Below are 18,562 nucleotides of genomic sequence, written 5' to 3' on the forward strand. Positions count from 1 at the left end.
CGGTTGGCCGGCGGGTCGCGCCGGCCAACCTCCAGTAAGCGAGGGTGGTGCTAGTGCGCCTTCTGCGTCACGGCCTCGGCGGGCTTTCCGCTCAACTCGGCCATGTGGTCGAAGCGGGTCGAAAAGGTCCCGACCCCGGCCGTTGCCGAGCGCAGTTCGACGATCAGGTCGCCGATCTCGCCTTCGGGAATCGTCGCGCTGAGCACGTCCCAACCCGCCCATCCCGGCCTCGAATCGTAGCCGAGAATCTGACCGCGCCGGGACGTCACCAGTCCGGTCGCCCTGGAGAGCGCGTCGGTGGGAATCGTGATCTCGACCGCCAGAACTGGTTCGAGCAGCACGGGCTTTGCCTTTGGCAACGCCTCGGCGAGGGCGAGTTTCGCCGCCGCCTGGAAGGCCGCATCGGAGGAATCGACCGTGTGGTACGAGCCGTCCGTCAGCGTCACCGCCAGGTCGACGACGGGAAAGCCGAGCGGGCCGCATTTCACCGCATCCCTTGCACCGGTCTCGACCGAGGGAATGTACTGGCGCGGGACCACGCCGCCGGAAATGCGGTCGATGAACGCAAAACCTTCCCCGCGCGGCAAGGGACGAATTTCGATCATCACATCCCCGAACTGGCCGTGCCCGCCGGTCTGCTTGCGATGCCGCCCCCGGGCGGATGCCGGGGCGCGGATCGTCTCGCAATAGCCGACCCGCGGCTTCGATGTTTCAACACCGACCTGAAAACGGGATTGCAAGCGCTCGACCGCCACCCGCAGGTGCATCTCGCCCTGTCCCAGCAGCCGGATCTCTCCGAGTTCCGGCGACGTCTCGACGATAAGCGAGGGGTCCTCCTCGCTGATCTTGGCAAGCGCGCCGGAAAGACGAACATCGTCCTTGCGATCCTTGATCCGCAGCGACAATGCGTAGACGGGCTCAGGTGGGGCATTCGACAGGATGGCTTCCGGGCGGGTCTTGCCCGCAGCGAAACAATCGCCGGTTGCCAAGCCCTCAAGCCTGCCGAAGCCGACGGTCTCGCCCGCTTTCGCCTCGGGAATACGCGCCGTGCTGGCTCCAGTGAGCGCCAGCAGCGACCCGATGCGCGCTTCGGCGCCGCGCGAGCCGACGACCGTGTCGCCCTCGTGGAAACCGCCGCGCAGCACGCGGCCGACCGAGAGCTTGCCGCCCTGCCCCATATGCAGCGTCTTCATGATCTGGGCGAGCGGCGCACCATCCTCCGAAACACCGAGGCGGGCACGGGTCTCGGCAAGTGTCGGCGCTTCGTGCCGCAACGCTTTCAGCAGCCGCGTGACGCCGTTTCCCCGTTCGGCCGAACCGATGAAGACGGGCACCACATGCTGATCCTTCAGCTCCCGCGCAAGATCTTCGAAGATGCGATCGCGAGGCGGGTCGATCTCGGAAATCAGGTCCTCCATCAGCGCGTCGTCGTAATCCGCCAGCCGTTCGAGCATGGCAAACCGCGCCTCGCGCTCGCGCAGGGATTCGCCGTCCGGAATGTCGACGATCTCGCTCGCCGCATGCTCGCGGTAGATGAAGGCGCGCTCCAGCGCGAGATCGATAAAGCCGACCGCAATGCCGTCTTTCCAGATCGGGATCTGGCGCAGCAGCAGCGGTGTGCGCGAGGCGACCTGCAGAAGCGCCAGCGTCTCACGCACCCGCCGGGTCGCCGTATCGATCTTGTTGATGAAGACGAAGCGCGGAATCTCCGCCTCTTCGAGTTCGCGCAGCACCACCTCGAGGGCGGGAATCTTGCGCTCGTCCGCCTCGCACACGACGATTGCCGCATCGCAGACCGGCGCGATATTGCGCATCTCGTGAATGAATTCCATGGAGCCGGGGCAATCGACGAATGTCATGCCGTCGTCGAGAAACGACACGCTTGCCACGTTGGGCTCGATGCTCATGCCGTGGGAACGCGCTTCGGCGCTGGAATCCCCGACGCTGTCGCCATTGGTGACGCGCCCGGCTCGTCCGATGGTTCCTGTGCGTTCGAGGATGGCTTCGAGAAGTGTGGTCTTGCCGCTTTGGAACGGGCCGACGATGGCAATGCACCGCGGGCCCCCGGCTTCTCTGCCGCTGGTGGCCATGAAAGTCTCCTTCCCTGCCCCGAGAAAGCGCGTTTCTTGACCGTCGCGTTGGCGCCAATGCTCTGCCTGTCCTGTCCGGTTGGCAAGCGTGTTTGCGCAAACGGAAGCGGCCGGGCTTGTGCCCGGCCGCTCAAATCCGATGATGGCGCGCGATTATCGGCCCGGGCGCAACTCGAGATCGCCGACGCCGAGCGCGAAATTCAGGCCGGTTTGACCGCTCACCGAAAGCGGCTGCAGCGCGACCGTGCGGTTGTTGCCGCCCACGAGCACGTTCGCCCCGAGGCCGGCGCCGACGGTGGCTTCAGCGGTGGCGCCCACGTAGCTGCCGGCAAGGGAGCCCGGAGCCAAATTCCCCTCGGACAGCACCGCCCATCTGATCACCCCGCGCTGCGTGGCGCCGATATCGAGGCCGAACTTGCGAATGACCCCGGTATAGCGCTCGTTCGGACCCCGACGGGGATCGAAGACGCATGAGGTCGCCTTCTGCGAGCCCAGGATCAGTCCGACGCCGCCCGCAACGTTGCAGGTCAGCACGCCGGTACGGGTGCGGCTTTGGGCACTCGCCTCGGTGGCGCCGAGCGCGGCGACGGCAGTCAGAACGGCGATTGAGGCAACGGCGCGAAACATGGCGATCTCTCCAGCTATGATCAGCTTGGCCGTTAACGGCCAAAGCGGCGTGGCGTTCCAAAGGCTCAGGGGTGAATTTGGAAGATGCCGCCGGTCCCGCCCCTGAGGCGGAGGAGCCGGCGGTTGCCCTGTGACCCTCAGGGCCACAGGGCAACCATGAATTACCGCAAACTGCCGCAGAAGCGCTGGATGCGGTGGCAGGCATCTTCCAGGACCGCCGTGGAGGTGGCGTAGGAGATGCGCAGGTTGGGGCCGAGCCCGAAGGCGGAGCCGTGGACCGCGGCGACGCCCTCCGAATCCAGGAGCTCGGCGACGAAATCCTCATCCGTCTCGATCACCTTGCCGGACGGCGCGGTCTTGCCGATGGCCTCGGCGCAGGAAGGATAGACGTAGAAGGCGCCCTCGGGCATCGGGCATTTCAGGTATTTCGCCTGGTTCAGCATCGACACCACGAGGTCGCGGCGTTCCTCGAAGGCCTTCTTGAAGACCTTGAGGTGATCCTGCGGACCGTCAAGAGCTTCCACCGCCGCCCATTGGGCGATCGAGCACGCGCCCGACGTCTGCTGTCCCTGCACGAAGTCCATGGCCCTGATGAGTTCCTCGGGCCCCCCCGCATAGCCGATCCGCCAGCCGGTCATGGCGTAGGATTTCGACACACCGTTCATGGTCAGCGTGCGGTTATAGAGGCCGGGCTCCACTTGCGCGGGCGTGACGAACTCGAAATCGCCGAAGGTCAGATGCTCGTACATGTCGTCCGTGAGCACCCATACATGCGGATGGCGCATCAGCACGTCGGTGAGCGCCTTCATCTCCGCGCGGGTATAGGCGGCGCCCGTCGGGTTCGACGGCGAGTTGAGGATGATCCATTTGGTCTTCGGCGTGATGGCGCGTTCCAGCGGCCCCGGCTGGAGCTTGAAATTGTGTTCCATGGTGGTGTCGACGGGAACGGCGGTGCCGCCGCAGAGCCCGACCATTTCCGGGTAGGACACCCAGTACGGCGCCGGGATGATGACCTCGTCGCCGGGGTTCAGGGTCGCGAGCATCGCGTTGTAGATGACCTGCTTGCCGCCGGTTCCGACGATCACCTGCGACGGCTTGTAGTCGAGCCCGTTCTCGCGCTTGAACTTGCGGGCGATGGCTTCGCGCAACGGCACGATGCCGGGGACCGGGGTGTATTTGGTTTCACCGCGGCGGATTGCGGCCATGGCCGCTTCCTTGATGTTGTCCGGCGTGTCGAAATCCGGCTCACCGACGGAGAGGCTGATGACATCGCGGCCCTGGGCTCTGAGGTCCCGTGCTTTCTGCGTGATGACGATCGTCGCAGACGGCTTGATGCGGGAAAGGGCGTCAGACAAAAAGCCCATGGGAATCCTCCGAGGGGGGCGTTAGAAGGGAATGGAGACGGCGCGAACCCGAAAGTGCTTCTGCCTAGACGACCCACCCGGGCGATCAGAAACCGCCAAGGGATCAACAGGCTGGAACCTGTCCATGCCGGAAAAGCCGTTGAGCTTTTCGGGACCATGATCTAGTCCGCTCGCGCCGGCCAAGCAAGCAAAACAGCCCGTTCCGAATGGGTTTTTGAGGAGATGCTCGACGTCATGAAATCATCCATTACCCGCCGCCTCGCATTCGGCCTGTTTGCCGGCGCGACCCTTCTCGCGACAGCAGCCTCGGCACAAACCTTCCCTGAGCGGATCATCAGGATGGTCGTCCCGTACCCGGCAGGCGGACCGACGGACGTGATCGCCCGAATCGTGGCGGAGGAAATGGGCAAGACCCTCGGCCAGAACGTCATCGTCGAGAACCTCGCCGGCGCGTCCGGCGCGGTCGGCACACGGACCGTCGCCCGGGCGGAGCCGGATGGCTACACCATCATATTCGGCAACAACCAGACGCACGGCAACAACATGTTCCTGCTGAAGGAGCCCGGCTACGACGCGATCAAGGATTTCGCGCCGCTTGCCGGCGCCGGGGCCTTCGAGCACGTGTTCGTGGTGAGCAACGTCCTCCCGGTGAAATCCATGCAGGAACTCATCGCGCTGGCCAAGGCCGATCCGGGCAAGCTCAATTACGGATCGACGGGCGTCGGCTCGGGGTCGCACCTGGCAACCGAACTCTTCATGACCCGGACCGGCATCAAGATGACCCATGTGCCGTTCCGCGGCGCAGCGCCTCTGGTGACCGAGTTGATGGCGGGCCGGATCGATGTCTCGAACTCGACCCTGCCCAGCGTCCTCGGGCAGTTCCAGGCCGGTCAGATGCGCGCCATCGGTCTTGCCAGCCCGCAGCGCAACCCGCAGGCGCCGGATGTCCCGACCCTTCGCGAGCAGGGCATTACCAATGCGGACGCGGAATCCTGGGCCGCCTTCTTTGCTCCAGTGAACACGCCGAAACCCATTCTCGACAAGCTCTCGGCCACGATCCTCGCGATCCTGAACAAGCCGGACGTGAAGGAGCGCATCACCAAGCTGGGCTTCACCCTCAATGTGCGGGATCCGGAGACCTTTAAGCCGTACCTGGCAAAAGAAATCCAGACCTGGGCGGACGTGATCAAGGCCGCCAACATCATGCCTGAGGGGAACTGAACGGAAGTCGAGACATCCGGTCGCCGTCCCACGCGGCGGCGACTGGACCCCGGCATCGGCGATTTTCCCGGAACCTTCTCGACTCGCACGTGTTTTTCGAACCACGAGCAGTAGCGTCCCGAGGATTTCTCCAATGCCGGCATCGCGAAAAAAGACCGAATATCACGTAGCGTCGCGCGTGCAGCGATTAGACCGCCGGCAGGAATGCCGATTCATGCTGGCGCTGATCATGCTGATGGGCTTTGCCACCATCTCGGTCCTTGCGACCACCCGCGAGGCCCTCTCCGACCCGCAATCGAGCGTCCTCCTGGACCATCGCTAGTCCGTAACACGGAGGTGATCGCGGTTGACGCCGGCAACTGAGCGGTTAGCTCTCTGGCTGATGATTTGAACGGAGCGCCGCCATGACCACACTCCGCCTCGCGCTTGCCGGTGCTTTCGCCGTCGCCTTTGCGCCTCTGGCGCTTGCCCAGGACACGCAGCGCCTGAGAACCGACAAGGTTGAGGTCGTCGTCGAGACCGTGGCGCGCGATTTGCAGAATCCGTGGGGTATGGCGTTCCTTCCCGACGGGCGCATGCTCGTCACCGAGAGGCCGGGACGCCTGCGCGTCGTCAGCACCGACGGCAGGTTATCCGAACCGCTGACGGGCGTGCCGAAGGCCCATAGCCGCGGCCAGGGCGGCTTGCTGGATGTGGCGCTCTCGCCCGGCTTCGCACGAAATCGCCTCGTCTTCGTGAGCTTCGCGGAAGACCGGGGCGGCGGCCGCGCCGGGACCAGCGTCGCCCGCGGCCGACTCAACGACGCAGGGACCGCCCTTGACAACACGCAAGTGATCTTTCGTCAGGAACCCACCCATACGGGCAACAACCATTGGGGCTCGCGCCTCGTCTTCGACCGCGACGGCAACCTGTTCGTCACTCTCGGCGATCGCTTCGATCTGCGCGATCAGGCGCAGAATCCGGCCAATCACCTAGGCAAGATCGTGCGTATTACGCCCGACGGTAAGCCTGCCCCCAACAACCCGTTCCTCAACCGCGAAGGAACGCGGCCCGAGATCTGGTCGATCGGGCACCGCAACGTGCAGGCCGCCGCCCTGCATCCTTCAACTGGTCAATTGTGGACGGTAGAACATGGGGCTCGCGGTGGCGATGAGGTGAACATCCCGCAGCGGGGCAAGAATTACGGTTGGCCGGTCATCACCTACGGGGTCGATTACTCGGGGGTAAAAATCGGCCAGGGCACTGCCAAAACCGGGATGGAACAGCCGGTCTATTATTGGGACCCGTCGATCGCTCCATCCGGCATGGCATTCTATACCGGCGACAAGTTTCCCGCCTGGCGCGGCAGCATTCTGGTCGGTGCGCTTGCGTCGAAACTCGTGTCGCGGCTGGAGACGAACGGCGACAAGGTGACGGGCGAGGAGCGGATGCTGCAAAACCTCGGCGAGCGTATCCGCGACGTGCGGCAGGGCCCCGACGGCTTCGTCTATCTGCTGACCGATTCACCGCAAGGCCGAATCCTGCGGATGCGTCCGGCCGAATGAGGGCGCGCTACCGCCCCTGGAAGATGAACGCCGCCCCGGCGGCGATCAGCCCGAACCCGACCAGATGGTTCCAGCCGAGCGGCTCCTTCAGGTAGAACACGGAAAAGATCGCGAAGACCGCAAGCGTGATGATTTCCTGCATGGTCTTCAATTCGGCCGCCGAATAAACGGCGGAACCGATCCGGTTGGCGGGCACCGCCAGCCAATATTCAAAGAATGCGATGCCCCAACTGGCAAAGACCGCGATCCAGAGCGGCGACGTCTTGAATTTGAGGTGGCCGTACCACGCGAAAGTCATGAAGACGTTCGAGGCGATCAACATCGCAACCGGGGTAATGTGCGGGTTCATGGATCATCATGGGAAGGAGTTCGAGAGGGCGCATTGCGCCTATCCCTCCCAACGCGGGAGTCAAGGTGGCGAACGGCATCGTTAGCGTTTTGCCAAATGTTCAAGCACGAGCGCGCCGCCGGCAATCTGCGGGTTCGAGGGCTCGAACCCTTCGCGTTTCTCCCGCTGGGTCACGAGATTGCGGGCTTTCGCAAAGGCCGCATCGAGGCGGCGCTCGGAGCGCAGGGACTGGTTGAAAAAAGCATCGCCGAAATAGGTCCATGTGGCACCGTCGCGGCAGCCGAAGGAGGAGCGATCGGCGGCGGCGGCCGTGATGACGAGCGTGCGGGGATCGGCCAGGGCATCGGCGAACACGCCCGAATAACAGGCCGACACGATGAGAATCCGGTATCTCGCCCCCGAAGCATCGAGCAACGCGCCGACATCCCGTGGCGTCAGGACGCCTGCCTCGCGCGGCCCCACCAATCCGAGGCCCTCCGGTGCCCCATGCGACGTGAGAACGACGAGCGCCACATCCTGCCCCGGGTCGAGAACCCGGCCGACCGCCCGCGATGCGGCCATCAGCGTCGCCGCATTGGCGCCTGCCCTTCGCTTGGTATTGGAGCGGACGATGGACCGCCCATTGGACGCGAAGGTGCCCTCGAGGACGCGGGCGGCGCCACGCGCTTCGCTCTCGAACACGCTCTGCGGTCCCCACAATCCGAATGACAGAATGTAGACATCCGTCTCGCCGGGCCGCTGCGGCTCCAGCCGGAATGTCTCAGCGGCTCGCGACGGCCTTTGGGCCGCGGCCTCTTCCGACAGCCCGAACGACAGTGAAAGGCCGAGCAGGCAAAGCGCAACCAAGCGACGCATCGAGGTCCCCAAATCCGAGGGCAGGCTGCCCGAGCCTAGCCGTAACGCAACTTCATTGCCAGAATGAGCACAACCAGAACGAAAGTCACGCTGTTGGCAAAGATGATCGGCGCATTGCCGACGAGAATTCCATAGACCAGCCACAGACCGACGCCGGCCGCGAAGACGGATTGCGTGACGAGCGACAAGGACTTGGTGTCCTTTGTCCGCAAGGTCTTGAGCGCCTGTGGAAGCCAGCAGACGGTCGTCAGGATGGCGGCCACGAAGCCGAGAATTTGGATGCCGAGCATGATCGAATCGTCAGACAACAGGGTCGATGCAGCTTTATCACGCTACGCTTGCGTCGCATTACAATTCGGCGCGGGCGGCATCCGCCCGGTCTGGGAGCCCGCAGCTTCCTGGTGCACTTCACAATCAGAAGACCGCAGATCGAGCCGAACCGAAGGCGCTCTTCGGGGTTTCTTCCTTCATGACAAGGATCAAGGACTTTTCCGACGGACCATCCATCGGCATCGCAACCGACAAGGTGTGCGAGCTCATTCTCCGTGCGAAGGCCATCGACGTCAAAGAGGGCCAGACCGATCCCGATTCCGGCTCGAACCCGACGGATGACGGGGGCATCGACGCCCTGGTCGCCACGCCCGACGACGCCACCGAGGAGGAATTCCGCGAAGTGATCGAAGGCCTGAACGAGGATGAGCGCGCGGATCTGATCGCGCTGGTCTATATCGGCCGCGGAGACATGGAGCCGGCGGAATGGTCCGACGCCGTTCGGCTGGCGCGTGAGCGCGAGGCGGCCAACGTCCTGCCGACCGCCGACTGGCTTCTCGGCATCCCCAATCTCGGCGATCTCTGGGATGAGGGCCTCGCCGCCATGGGCCGGAGTTGCGCCAGCTGAGCCGCCAATGCTGGCTCATTTTATCGGAGAAGCTGCCGTAATTGCGACACCGATCGCGCCGACACTCCCGCGACTCAAGGAGTTCGGTTGATGATTCCATGCGAATTCAACAAGCCTGCGGCCGACGGCACGGGGCACATCGAGAATGCGCTCGACCAGGCGCTGCAGGAAACCTTCCCGGCAAGCGACGCCATCAATCTTCATCAGTGGAATGAAATGGAAGCGGTCGAGAAGATGCGAGCGGAACGAGAGGCGCGGCTGAGGAACGCGTCGTCGGTCGATCGCGCCGCGCGCTATTCGCGCGGCCCCACGGCGTTTTCCGCCTGAACGAGGCCCATCGAGCCCCGCCCAATCGCAGATCGGCGCACACATCAAAAAGGCCGCTTGGAAGCGGCCTTTTTCCTTTCTGGGCCGCCTTCGCCTCAGAACTTGCCGAGCTTGAAGAATTGCGTTTCGCCTGAGGACTCGTCGACACCGTCATTGTCGGTGACGAGGAAGGCATCGCCGGCCGCGTCGACGGCAAAGCCCTCGGCCTTGTCGAGCACGTAGCCCTTGGGCGCTCTCAGATCCGGCAGCAGATCGCGCAACGCGTTCTTCCGGACGAGCGGCAGATCCTTCGCCAGAGCGACCGGTTTCATGTCCGCGGCCGGGACCGCGTAGAGCTTCTTCACGTTGGCCTTGTCCGCAATCTGGTTGTCGCGCTCGATGAGGATGACGCGATCGCCTACTGCGGTGATCTCCGATAGGCCGATCCAGCCAGCCTCCGGCTTGTCGAGCGGGTAGCGCACCGCGCCCCAGCTCTTGTCGGCGGGCGTGTAGGCGAGCAGCTTCACCTGTCCTTTCGGATCGTCGGCCCATTCGCGCTGAACCGCGAGCCAGACGATTTCGTCGGCGCCCGTACCGGTCACCGCGACGCCCTCGAAACCGTAGTTTTTTGCGCCCTCCTCGATACCCGCCGGAAGCGTGATCTCCTCGATGATCGCGCCCTTCGGATCAACCCTGATGAGACGGTTGCGGAGACCCTTCTCCGGGTTGCCCTCGGAGGCGAGCCAGAAGCCGCCATCGGATGCGGCCGCGATCCCCTCGAGATCGAGTTTCTCGGCGGCAGCGCCGTTGCGCGTCACCAGAATTTCGGCGGTGATCAGGGCGGGCGTCCTGGTGGCATCGATGGTGAGAATGCGTGGCGCAGCGCCGTAGACGCTATCTGTCACCGCGTAGAGCTTTCCGGCCTGATTCCGGTCGGCCGCAAGCCCCGAGAGCGCGCCCCACGCGATGGGAAGCCCGTCGGAATTCTTCGCCGAGCGCAGCGTCGGGTAGGCGGGCGCTGCCCGCTCGGCGCGCTGGTAGATCATCACGTGGGGCGCAACACCGCCCTCCCCGTGCAGATCCGCCTCGCTGGTGGCGACGAACAGGTTGCGCGACGGAATGGCCAGAAGCCCCTCCGGGCCGATGCCGGTCGGCAGCATCTGCACCAGTTCCGGCACCGCGCCGGTGTGGCGATAGACGCCGACGATGGAACCGCGCTCCGAGCCGACGAAGATCAGCGTGTCGCGGCCGTAGCGCCCGACCTCGATGCCTTCGACCTCGGCGCCCTTCTTGTTGCGCTTGTCCGGATAATGGCCGTGGGCGACGACCTCATGCTCGAAGCTCGCGCCGGATTCGTAGGCGACGGACCCGTCCTTGTTGAAGATGGTGAAGCCGCGCGAACCGCCCTTCCAGTCGCCCTCGTTGGCGGTGACGAAGCGGTTGTTGTCGATCCAGTGCACCGCATCCGGTTCACGCGGGACGCCAGTTTGCGAATCGGTCAGCGCGATCCTGCCGTCCTTCCTGGTGTCGGTGTTTTTCAGATCGACCGAGCCGGCGGAGAAATGCGCGTCGATCTTGCCCGTGCGGCCGTCGACCACCACCAGGTGGTTGTTCTCCTGCATCGACAGAACGATCTTGCCGTCCTCGGAGATGTCCACGAATTCCGGCTCGGGATCGTCGCCGGCGACTGCCGCGAGGCCCGTCATATCGACATGCTTGAGCGACGCGCATTGGAAGTGATCGCCTTCGACCGCGCCGACCAAGAGGCCGCCGGCGGGCAATTGCGGCAGGGCGCCGTCATTGAACTTCTCGTCGCGCTCGTTCTCGATGGCGATTGCCATTACGCCCGCCCCGATGGCGATGGAATCCGGCTGCCCGGCGATCACGCATGCGGTCGCGATCTTCTTGTCGGCAAGGTCGATCACCACAAGCTTGCCGCCGGGCTTCGTGAAGCTCTCGGAGGTATTGACGGCAACGAAAGCGCGCCCGCCCACAACCTTCACCGACGTCGGCTCGCCACCCAGCGCCACCATCCCGGCCGGCTTCGGCTGCGTCGCGTCCGTAATGTCGATGAAACGGATCGCCTTGCGCGGGCTGTCCGTATAGACGAGCAACCTGCCGTCCTCGCTCGCCGAAATGATCTCGGCCACGGTCTCGCCCTTGCGGTCCTCGTCCGCGCTCAGATTGGCCGTGATCGGGAAACTCGCTATCCGATCGAAATACTCCGCCGCGGACGCCCCGAGCGACGTACCCGACAAGAGAAGGACGGCGAGCGAGCCGATGGCGAATTGGTGATGCATGAGAATCCCCGAGAACGTGTCAACGTCGTGATGCATGCTGCCTATGACGGGCCGATGACACCGGTTGACATCTCTCACGCCCTCGCATCGTCACATCCGGATCAGGCTTCCTTTCGGCGATAGCGGGGCCGGGTATCCAGCGCCTCGGCCCTGGCGTGCCAGATCTGGGCGCGGGCATGATCCCGCGTCACTCCGAGTCCTTCGCGGTAGATGCGGGCAAGTAACAGCATCGCGTCAGTACTACGCTTCGCCGCCGCTTTCTCAAGCCAGAGCCGCGCTTCGCCATAGTTAGCCGGCCCATACTCCTCACTTAGCAGGAGACGGCCAAGAATAACCATGGCCTCGTCGTTGCCGGCCTGCGCGGCGAGTAACGACCATTCTCGCGCTTCAGCATTTCGACTCGGGCCGCTCGTGGCGAATGCCGATTCTGCAAGCTCCAGCGACGATGGAGAGTGGCCCGCCCGCGCCGCCTTCATCAACCAATCGCGGGCACGATTCGGATCCGTCGGCACACCCCAGCCTTCCCGGTACAGCCGGGCCAGCGTCGCCATCGATAGGGAATGGCCTTCTGCGGCGGCTTTCTCCCACCATTCGCGCGCCGCCGTGTCGTTCCGCGGACCGCCTTGGCCGTTTCTGTCCATCCAGCCGAGGCTGTGCATGGCGGTTTGGTTTCCACCTTCAGCGGCGAGTGCGAAATATTTGCGGGCCCGCGCCTCGTCGCGAATGACGCCATAGCCATTGAGATAGAGGAAGCCGAGGTTCTGTGCCGCCGTCATGTTCCCGGTCTCAACGGCCTTGCGGTACCAGGCGACGGCTGAATCGTCGTCGCGATAGCCTCCCAATCCCTCCTTGCTGAAATAGCCGATGGCGTTCATGGCGAAATCGTCGCCGGCGATCGCAGCCTTGCGGTACCACTGGCGCGCCTCCTTGAGGTCTTGCGCGACGCCGATGCCGTGCTCGTAAAGATGAGCGAGTTGGCGCATTCCGCGCGCAAAGCCGTCATGCGCGGATTTCTCGATCCAGCGCTTGGCCGCGTCGAGATCGCGCGGGCCGCCCTCTCCATTCTCCATCATGTACCCGATCGAATACATGCCGGCGGCGCTGCCCTTCTGCGCCGCGGCCTCGTAATGCCGGCGGGCGCGCGCCAAGTCCTTGGGGCCGCCGATGGCGGAATAGTAGGCGCCGCCGAGCCGCACCATCCCCTCGGTCGATCCGCGATCGGCCGCCATGGCATACCAACGGCGCGCGGCAGAGCCGTGTTTTGCGTTGACCACATCGCTGCGATGAAGATCGCCCAGCGCGACCATCCCGCCCGTCTCACCTTTGGCGGCGGCGATCTCAAAATATTTCCGCGCAAGAGGTTGATCGACGGTGACGCCCCAACCCCATTGATACAGAAGCCCCAGACGCAATTGCGCCCTCGTAAAGCCTTTTGCAGCCGCGCGCCGATAGGCGTCCGCCGCCTTATCATAAGCGGGCGCACCACCATCGACCCCCTGCTCGTGCAGAAATCCCGCAAAGAAGGCGAAGGTGCTATCCGTCTCTGCAAGACGCTCGAACCATTCGATCGCAGCGCGATCGTCGCGCGCGACACCCTCGCCTCGCAACAGCGCGAAGGCGAATTGCTGCATAGCGGACGTCGATCCACGCTGCGCGGCTTTCTCGACCCAAATGGCCGCACGCGCGACGTCGGCCTTCTCGCCAATCCGCAACGACGAGGCGTACAGCAATGCCTCTTCGGCGCCACCATCCGCGCCTTCTGCAAGCAGATGCGCGCTTTGCTTCTCATCTTTGGGACCGCCCACGCCTTTTTTCAGCAGCAAGGCGAGAAAGGATTTCGCCGGAAGGTGGCCGGCCGCGGCGGACCGCTCGAGCCAGGTGCGCCCCGTCGCCGCGTCGGACGCCGCTCCACGCCTCGACAGCAGGACTTGAGAAAGCTTGTACATACCCGCAGGGTCGCCCGCATCGGCTGAACGCCGAAGCCATCGCAACGCCGCCGCGGGATCCCGCGTGACGCCGACGCCATCATAATGAAGCGATCCCATGATGCCCGCCGCCGACGCATCGCCCAGCGCGGCGCTGCGGCGATAATAGTCGAGCGCCGCCTTGAGATTCTGAGGAACCCCGCGCCCCTCCTGATGAACCTTTCCCAATTCCAGAAGCGCTCGCGCATTGTCGCGGGAGGCTGCGAGTTCGAACCAGGCGCGCGACAGCCACGGATCCTCGCTGGGGCGCGACGGTTTCCACGAAAGGCCGATTTCGACCATTGCGTCGGTGTCGCCCGCGCGCGCCTTGTCTTCCAATTGCTTGCTGTCGGGCTCGCTGCGCCGGGCGGCTCGCCCCGCCCAGGTTGCGATGTTCCAGCCCCAACCCTGAGACTCTGTCGGTTTCTCGAATTGGTCGTGGATGGTGAGGAAGGACAGAATGGCGCGTGCGCGTTGATCCTCGGCCGCTGACGCAGTCGTGAGGTATCCAAGCGCAGCTTCGCGGCCTTCCACGAGACCGGTTTCCTGCAGAAGCAATTCTGCAAAGGCGACCATGCCCGCAGGCAATTCGCGAGCAGGCCGGCTGAGGAACTGATCGCGGGCCTTCTTGAGATCTCGCGGGCCCCCGACCCCGTTCTTGTGCATCTGCCCGAGAAGGACACCAGCCAGCCCATCCTGCTGTGCGGCGGCCTTCTCGTACCATGTGCGCGCCGCCGCCGGGTTAGCCGGTCCGCCCTCCCCGTTCTGAAGCATCGTCGCCAATCGGCGCATGGCAATGCTATCGCCCCGGTCGGCGGCTTTGAAGAACCAGCCGCGTGCCGCCCGCACGTGTCCGATACCCGCAAGCGCGCTTGCAAAATTCCTCATGCCGGTGCGCAGGCCGGCTTTCGCGGCCTCTTCGTAGAGCGAACGCGCGCGTGCTTCGTCGGCCGGCCCGCCCTTGCCATCCTCGAGCAGGACCGCCAGATTGTTTTTTGCCGTCGCGTTGTCGATGGCAACGGCCTCCTCGTAGAATCGTCTGGCCGCAACGAAGTCTTGGTCGAGTCGTTCGGCCAATCTCCCTTGACCGACCAGCCCTTCGCTCCGTCCGAGTTCGGCGGCACGGCGGAACCACTGGCGCGCTTTCTCGAGATCCGGCCTCGAGCGGCTTTCGCCGAGCAGGTCCGCAAGTTGCAGCATCGCGAAGGCAGATCCCTTGTCCGCGGCCCGGCGATAAAGGTCCGCCGCGCCCGCGCGATCTTTCTTCACGCCTTCGCCGAATTCATGGAGCCGGCCGAGTTGATAGAGAGACTCGCGATCAAAGAGGTCGGCGGCGCGCTCGAAATGGGACCGTGCGAGATACGGATTGTTGAAATAGCCGGTCCCGCGGATGGCGAGAATTCCAAGACCTCTGATCGCCGGAGGATGACCTAATGCGGCCGCTTCTTCGAAATAACCGCGCGCCTTGCCGAGATCCCGCGTGACACCGACGCCGTTCAGGTAGACGAAACCGAGTTGCGTCGTCCCGTCCGCGTCGCCCTGCCGGGCGGCGTCTTCGAAGAATTCCCGTGCGCGGGCGAGATCCTTTTGAACGCCTTGCCCGTGCTCGTACAGCGTCCCTATTCCGATCAAAGCAGCCGATGATCCGCTTGCCGCGGCGCGACGGAAGTGCCGCATCGCCGCATCGTAGTCTCTCGGCAGGACATCACCGGCGATGCGCGCATAGCCGAGATTGACCATCGCTATCGGATCACTGAGGGCGGCCGCCTCGCGATACAGGTCGATCGCGGCTTCCCGATCCCGGTCAATGCCGATGCCGTTCGAATATCGCCACCCCATTGTCGTCAGGCTGAAGGCGTGCCCGCCTGCTGCAGCGCGTCGGAAAGAATCCGATGCCTGCTCGTTTTCCCCGAGAAGAAGCTGTGCCCGCCCGACGCGATGATGGAGTCTGGCGAGATCGGGTTGTGCCGTCAGTGCCGCTTCGCAGACTCGTTTCGCGATCTTGGAGTCGAGATTGCCGTCATAGACGGGTGTCACGCCCGGCGGGTTCGCTGGATCTCCGGGCGGGGACGCAAGCCGATCGCAGGCGGCGACCAGTGGATCGGTGCCCTCGTCGGCGAGAGCGTTCGATGGGGCGAAGGCCAACCAGGCCAAGCAGACCAGAGAGAACATTCGCATTATCGGCATCGGTGTTCCGGGGGAAACAGATCGCGGCAGGTGCCCATAATGATACTGTGTATCACACCGGTTGCAAACCCCGAACCGGGACTAACGCCTGGGTTCGGCTCTGCCGGCCCTTCCCAATTTCACCCGTTTGTACCATATTCGTTCTATGGCCAAGACACCCAAGAAGCCCAAGCTTTCCACCGGGAAGGCGTCCAAACCCGAGCTGAAGCCCCTCGATACTTACCTCTCCGATCTGCTCAGCCCCGCCGTGAATCGGGAGCGCAAGGCGGCGGAGGGTTTTGCCGAGCGGGCGCAGGAATCCTACATCCACGGCGAAGCGACGGACGTGGAGCCGGCGCTGGCGAAGAAGCTCGGCCTGAGAGGGTCGGATGACGGGCCGGATGTGGCGCCCGAATTGGGCGAGAACGCGCCGCTCGACGTCAATGGCGTGTCGGCGACGGTCGATGCGCTGACGCGGCTTTTGACCGAGGGCGATCCGCGCTTCAAGGACGGCAAGCTGTGGACGCCGCATCGCCCGGCCCGGCCCGACAAGTCGGAGGGCGGCATTCCCTTCAAGCTGGTGTCGGATTTCGAGCCCGCCGGCGACCAGCCGGTCGCCATCGCCGAATTGGTCGACGGGGTCAGGCGGCAGGAGCGCGATCAGGTGCTGCTCGGCGTCACCGGCTCGGGCAAGACCTTCACGATGGCCAAGGTGATCGAGGAGACGCAGCGCCCCGCCCTGATCCTCGCGCCCAACAAGACATTGGCGGCGCAGCTCTACGGCGAGTTCAAGTCGTTCTTCCCCGACAACGCGGTGGAGTATTTCGTCTCGTATTACGATTACTACCAGCCCGAGGCCTATGTGCCGCGCTCGGATACGTTCATCGAAAAGGAAAGCTCGATCAACGAGCAGATCGACCGCATGCGCCACTCGGCGACGCGCGCGCTGATCGAGCGCGACGACGTCATCATCGTGGCCTCCGTGTCGTGCATCTACGGTATCGGCTCGGTCGAGACCTACACCGCCATGACGTTCTCGGTGAAGGTCGGCGAGAAGATCGAGCAGCGCCAGCTCATCGCCGATCTGGTGGCGCTGCAATACAAGCGCATCCAGAACGATTTCGCCCGCGGCACTTTCCGCGTGCGCGGTGATTCCATCGAGCTCTTTCCCGCCCACCTGGAAGATCGCGCCTGGCGCATCGGCCTGTTCGGCGACGAGATCGAAAGCATCGTCGAGTTCGATCCGCTCACCGGCAAGAAGACCAACGACCTCGCCTTCGTGAAGGTTTATGCGAACTCGCACTACGTGACGCCGCGCCCGACCTTGCAGCAGGCCGTGAAGGGCATCGAGACCGAGTTGCAGGGCCGCTTGCAGGAACTCGCCCGCATGGGCCGCCTGCTGGAGGCGCAACGGCTCGAACAGCGCACGCAGTTCGATCTCGAGATGATCGAGGCGACCGGCGTCTGCAACGGCATCGAGAACTATTCGCGCTATCTCACCGGCCGCAAACCGGGCGAACCGCCGCCGACCCTGTTCGAATACCTGCCCGACAACGCGCTGGTGTTTACCGACGAGAGTCACGTCACCGTGCCGCAGATCGGCGGCATGTATCGCGGCGACTTCCGGCGCAAGGCGACGCTCGCCGAATACGGTTTCCGCCTGCCCTCCTGCATGGACAATCGCCCGCTTCGCTTCGAGGAATGGGACGCCATGCGGCCGCAATCCGTGCACGTATCGGCGACGCCGCAGAAATGGGAAATGGAGCAGACCGGCGGCATTTTCGTCGAGCAGGTCATCCGCCCCACCGGCCTCATCGACCCGCCGGTGGAAATCCGCCCGGCGCGCAACCAGGTCGACGATCTCCTGGGCGAGATCAAGGAGGTCACGGCCGCCGGCTACCGCACCCTCGTCACCACGCTCACCAAGCGCATGGCCGAAGACCTCACCGAATACCTGCACGAGAACGGCATCCGCGTGCGCTACATGCATTCGGACATCGACACGCTGGAGCGCATCGAGATCCTGCGCGACCTGCGCCTCGGCGCGTTCGATGTGCTCATCGGCATCAACCTGTTGCGCGAAGGTCTCGACATTCCCGAATGCGCGCTTGTCGGCATTCTCGACGCCGACAAGGAAGGCTTCCTGCGCTCCGAGACCTCGCTGGTGCAGACCATCGGCCGCGCCGCGCGCAACGTCGACGGCCGCGTCATCCTCTATGCGGACCACATGACCGGCTCGATGGAACGCGCCATCGCCGAAACCGACCGCCGCCGCGCCAAGCAGCTGGCGTATAACGAGGCGAACGGCATCACGCCGCAGAGCATCAAGAAGAATATCGGCGACATTCTCGAGAGCGTCTACGAGCGCGACCACGTGTCGGTGGATACGGGCCTTGCCAAAGCCGGCGGCACGGTGGGCCACAACCTCAAGACGGTCATCGCCGACATGGAAAAGCGCATGCGGGAGGCCGCCGCCAACCTCGATTTCGAGGAAGCAGCCCGCCTGCGCGACGAACTCAAGCGCCTGCAAGCAACCCAGCTCGCCATCAGCGACGACCCGCTGGCGCGGCAAGCCGATGTGGAACGCGAGGCCGGCAAATACGGCGGCTCGCGCAAATACGGCCGCAACGCCAACCTGCCACCCCGCGGCTTGCCGCCCTCACCCGAAGGCGCCAGCGCCGGAGAGGAAGCCGCCGAGGCCTGGGGGCCGTCGGCGAAGGGTCGCTCGGATGAGGGCACCCGCATCCGCAAGCCGGGGCTTGATGAGATGGGACCGGGGACGGATCGCGAGGTGCCGTTGAACTTCAAGGAGAGGCCGAAGGCGCGGAGCACGCAAGGGTTGGCGGGGCAGAAGCCGAAATATAAGGGGGGGCGGGGG

The 18,562-nt window shown here is 64.5% G+C and carries 14 protein-coding genes; 6 read left to right on the top strand and 8 right to left on the bottom strand.

Annotated features, from left to right (window positions below; all coding sequences use genetic code 11):
* Positions 1-50: 50 nt before the first annotated feature.
* The 3 genes from FEZ63_RS11830 to FEZ63_RS11840 all read right to left on the bottom strand — a co-directional run bounded on the left by FEZ63_RS11830 (position 51) and on the right by FEZ63_RS11840 (position 4,081).
* Positions 51-2,090 carry an elongation factor G gene (locus tag FEZ63_RS11830; RefSeq protein ID WP_150944593.1) on the bottom strand — a complete coding sequence of 680 codons (2,040 nt, stop codon included), beginning with the start codon at positions 2,088-2,090 and terminating at the stop codon, positions 51-53.
* 153 nt (positions 2,091-2,243) lie between these two features.
* Positions 2,244-2,717, bottom strand: coding sequence for a DUF992 domain-containing protein (locus FEZ63_RS11835; RefSeq protein WP_150944594.1), 474 nt, complete (start codon positions 2,715-2,717; stop codon positions 2,244-2,246).
* A 161-nt stretch (positions 2,718-2,878) separates the two neighbouring features.
* On the bottom strand, positions 2,879-4,081 hold the full coding sequence (locus tag FEZ63_RS11840; protein ID WP_150944597.1) for a pyridoxal phosphate-dependent aminotransferase: 1,203 nt from the start codon (positions 4,079-4,081) through the stop codon (positions 2,879-2,881).
* Positions 4,082-4,315: 234 nt separating this feature from the next.
* On the opposite strand from FEZ63_RS11840, the gene FEZ63_RS11845 reads away from it, so the two are divergent.
* The 3 genes from FEZ63_RS11845 to FEZ63_RS11855 all read left to right on the top strand — a co-directional run bounded on the left by FEZ63_RS11845 (position 4,316) and on the right by FEZ63_RS11855 (position 6,846).
* On the top strand, positions 4,316-5,302 hold the full coding sequence (locus tag FEZ63_RS11845; protein WP_162419732.1) for a Bug family tripartite tricarboxylate transporter substrate binding protein: 987 nt from the start codon (positions 4,316-4,318) through the stop codon (positions 5,300-5,302).
* 133 nt (positions 5,303-5,435) lie between these two features.
* Positions 5,436-5,624 (top strand): hypothetical protein, encoded by a 189-nt coding sequence (locus FEZ63_RS11850; RefSeq protein WP_150944601.1) that lies wholly within the window; start codon positions 5,436-5,438, stop codon positions 5,622-5,624.
* An 82-nt stretch (positions 5,625-5,706) separates the two neighbouring features.
* Positions 5,707-6,846 carry a PQQ-dependent sugar dehydrogenase gene (locus tag FEZ63_RS11855; RefSeq protein ID WP_150944603.1) on the top strand — a complete coding sequence of 380 codons (1,140 nt, stop codon included), beginning with the start codon at positions 5,707-5,709 and terminating at the stop codon, positions 6,844-6,846.
* Between the two features lie 7 nt (positions 6,847-6,853).
* Here FEZ63_RS11855 and FEZ63_RS11860 read toward each other — a convergent pair whose 3' ends face one another.
* The 3 genes from FEZ63_RS11860 to FEZ63_RS11870 form a co-directional block, all read right to left on the bottom strand.
* Positions 6,854-7,195, bottom strand: coding sequence for a DMT family protein (locus tag FEZ63_RS11860; protein ID WP_150944605.1), 342 nt, complete (start codon positions 7,193-7,195; stop codon positions 6,854-6,856).
* Positions 7,196-7,276: 81 nt separating this feature from the next.
* Complete coding sequence (locus tag FEZ63_RS11865; RefSeq protein ID WP_150944607.1) at positions 7,277-8,050, bottom strand: C13 family peptidase; 774 nt, start codon at positions 8,048-8,050, stop codon at positions 7,277-7,279.
* 35 nt (positions 8,051-8,085) lie between these two features.
* Positions 8,086-8,340: a SemiSWEET transporter gene (locus tag FEZ63_RS11870; RefSeq protein ID WP_150944609.1), complete on the bottom strand. Its 255-nt coding sequence runs from the start codon at positions 8,338-8,340 to the stop codon at positions 8,086-8,088.
* Between the two features lie 215 nt (positions 8,341-8,555).
* On the opposite strand from FEZ63_RS11870, the gene FEZ63_RS11875 reads away from it, so the two are divergent.
* Positions 8,556-8,948: a DUF3775 domain-containing protein gene (locus FEZ63_RS11875; protein WP_150944651.1), complete on the top strand. Its 393-nt coding sequence runs from the start codon at positions 8,556-8,558 to the stop codon at positions 8,946-8,948.
* A gap of 90 nt (positions 8,949-9,038) precedes the next feature.
* Positions 9,039-9,275 carry a hypothetical protein gene (locus FEZ63_RS11880; protein ID WP_150944610.1) on the top strand — a complete coding sequence of 79 codons (237 nt, stop codon included), beginning with the start codon at positions 9,039-9,041 and terminating at the stop codon, positions 9,273-9,275.
* A 95-nt stretch (positions 9,276-9,370) separates the two neighbouring features.
* Here FEZ63_RS11880 and FEZ63_RS11885 read toward each other — a convergent pair whose 3' ends face one another.
* Together FEZ63_RS11885 and FEZ63_RS11890 are read right to left on the bottom strand one after the other, a co-directional pair.
* The gene (locus FEZ63_RS11885; protein WP_150944612.1) at positions 9,371-11,554 is read right to left on the bottom strand and encodes an esterase-like activity of phytase family protein; all 2,184 of its coding nucleotides are present in this window, start codon (positions 11,552-11,554) and stop codon (positions 9,371-9,373) included.
* A 101-nt stretch (positions 11,555-11,655) separates the two neighbouring features.
* The gene (locus tag FEZ63_RS11890; RefSeq protein ID WP_162419733.1) at positions 11,656-15,690 is read right to left on the bottom strand and encodes a tetratricopeptide repeat protein; all 4,035 of its coding nucleotides are present in this window, start codon (positions 15,688-15,690) and stop codon (positions 11,656-11,658) included.
* Positions 15,691-15,850: 160 nt separating this feature from the next.
* Between FEZ63_RS11890 and uvrB the strand changes: the two genes are divergently transcribed.
* A partial coding sequence (uvrB, locus tag FEZ63_RS11895; protein ID WP_150944616.1) for an excinuclease ABC subunit UvrB occupies positions 15,851-18,562 on the top strand: 2,712 nt, incomplete at its 3' end.

The organism is Microvirga brassicacearum (assembly GCF_008757455.1).
Classification (GTDB): Bacteria; Pseudomonadota; Alphaproteobacteria; order Rhizobiales; family Beijerinckiaceae; genus Microvirga; species Microvirga brassicacearum.

Coding starts and splice junctions, on each gene's coding strand:
- FEZ63_RS11865 (WP_150944607.1), bottom strand. CDS start 8,050: ATGCGTCGCTTGGTTGCGCTTTGCCTGCTCGGCCTTTCACTGTCGTTC.
- FEZ63_RS11840 (WP_150944597.1), bottom strand. CDS start 4,081: ATGGGCTTTTTGTCTGACGCCCTTTCCCGCATCAAGCCGTCTGCGACG.
- FEZ63_RS11885 (WP_150944612.1), bottom strand. CDS start 11,554: ATGCATCACCAATTCGCCATCGGCTCGCTCGCCGTCCTTCTCTTGTCG.
- FEZ63_RS11835 (WP_150944594.1), bottom strand. CDS start 2,717: ATGTTTCGCGCCGTTGCCTCAATCGCCGTTCTGACTGCCGTCGCCGCG.
- FEZ63_RS11850 (WP_150944601.1), top strand. CDS start 5,436: ATGCCGGCATCGCGAAAAAAGACCGAATATCACGTAGCGTCGCGCGTG.
- FEZ63_RS11880 (WP_150944610.1), top strand. CDS start 9,039: ATGATTCCATGCGAATTCAACAAGCCTGCGGCCGACGGCACGGGGCAC.
- FEZ63_RS11855 (WP_150944603.1), top strand. CDS start 5,707: ATGACCACACTCCGCCTCGCGCTTGCCGGTGCTTTCGCCGTCGCCTTT.
- FEZ63_RS11860 (WP_150944605.1), bottom strand. CDS start 7,195: ATGAACCCGCACATTACCCCGGTTGCGATGTTGATCGCCTCGAACGTC.
- FEZ63_RS11830 (WP_150944593.1), bottom strand. CDS start 2,090: ATGGCCACCAGCGGCAGAGAAGCCGGGGGCCCGCGGTGCATTGCCATC.
- FEZ63_RS11845 (WP_162419732.1), top strand. CDS start 4,316: ATGAAATCATCCATTACCCGCCGCCTCGCATTCGGCCTGTTTGCCGGC.
- FEZ63_RS11870 (WP_150944609.1), bottom strand. CDS start 8,340: ATGCTCGGCATCCAAATTCTCGGCTTCGTGGCCGCCATCCTGACGACC.
- FEZ63_RS11890 (WP_162419733.1), bottom strand. CDS start 15,690: ATGTTCTCTCTGGTCTGCTTGGCCTGGTTGGCCTTCGCCCCATCGAAC.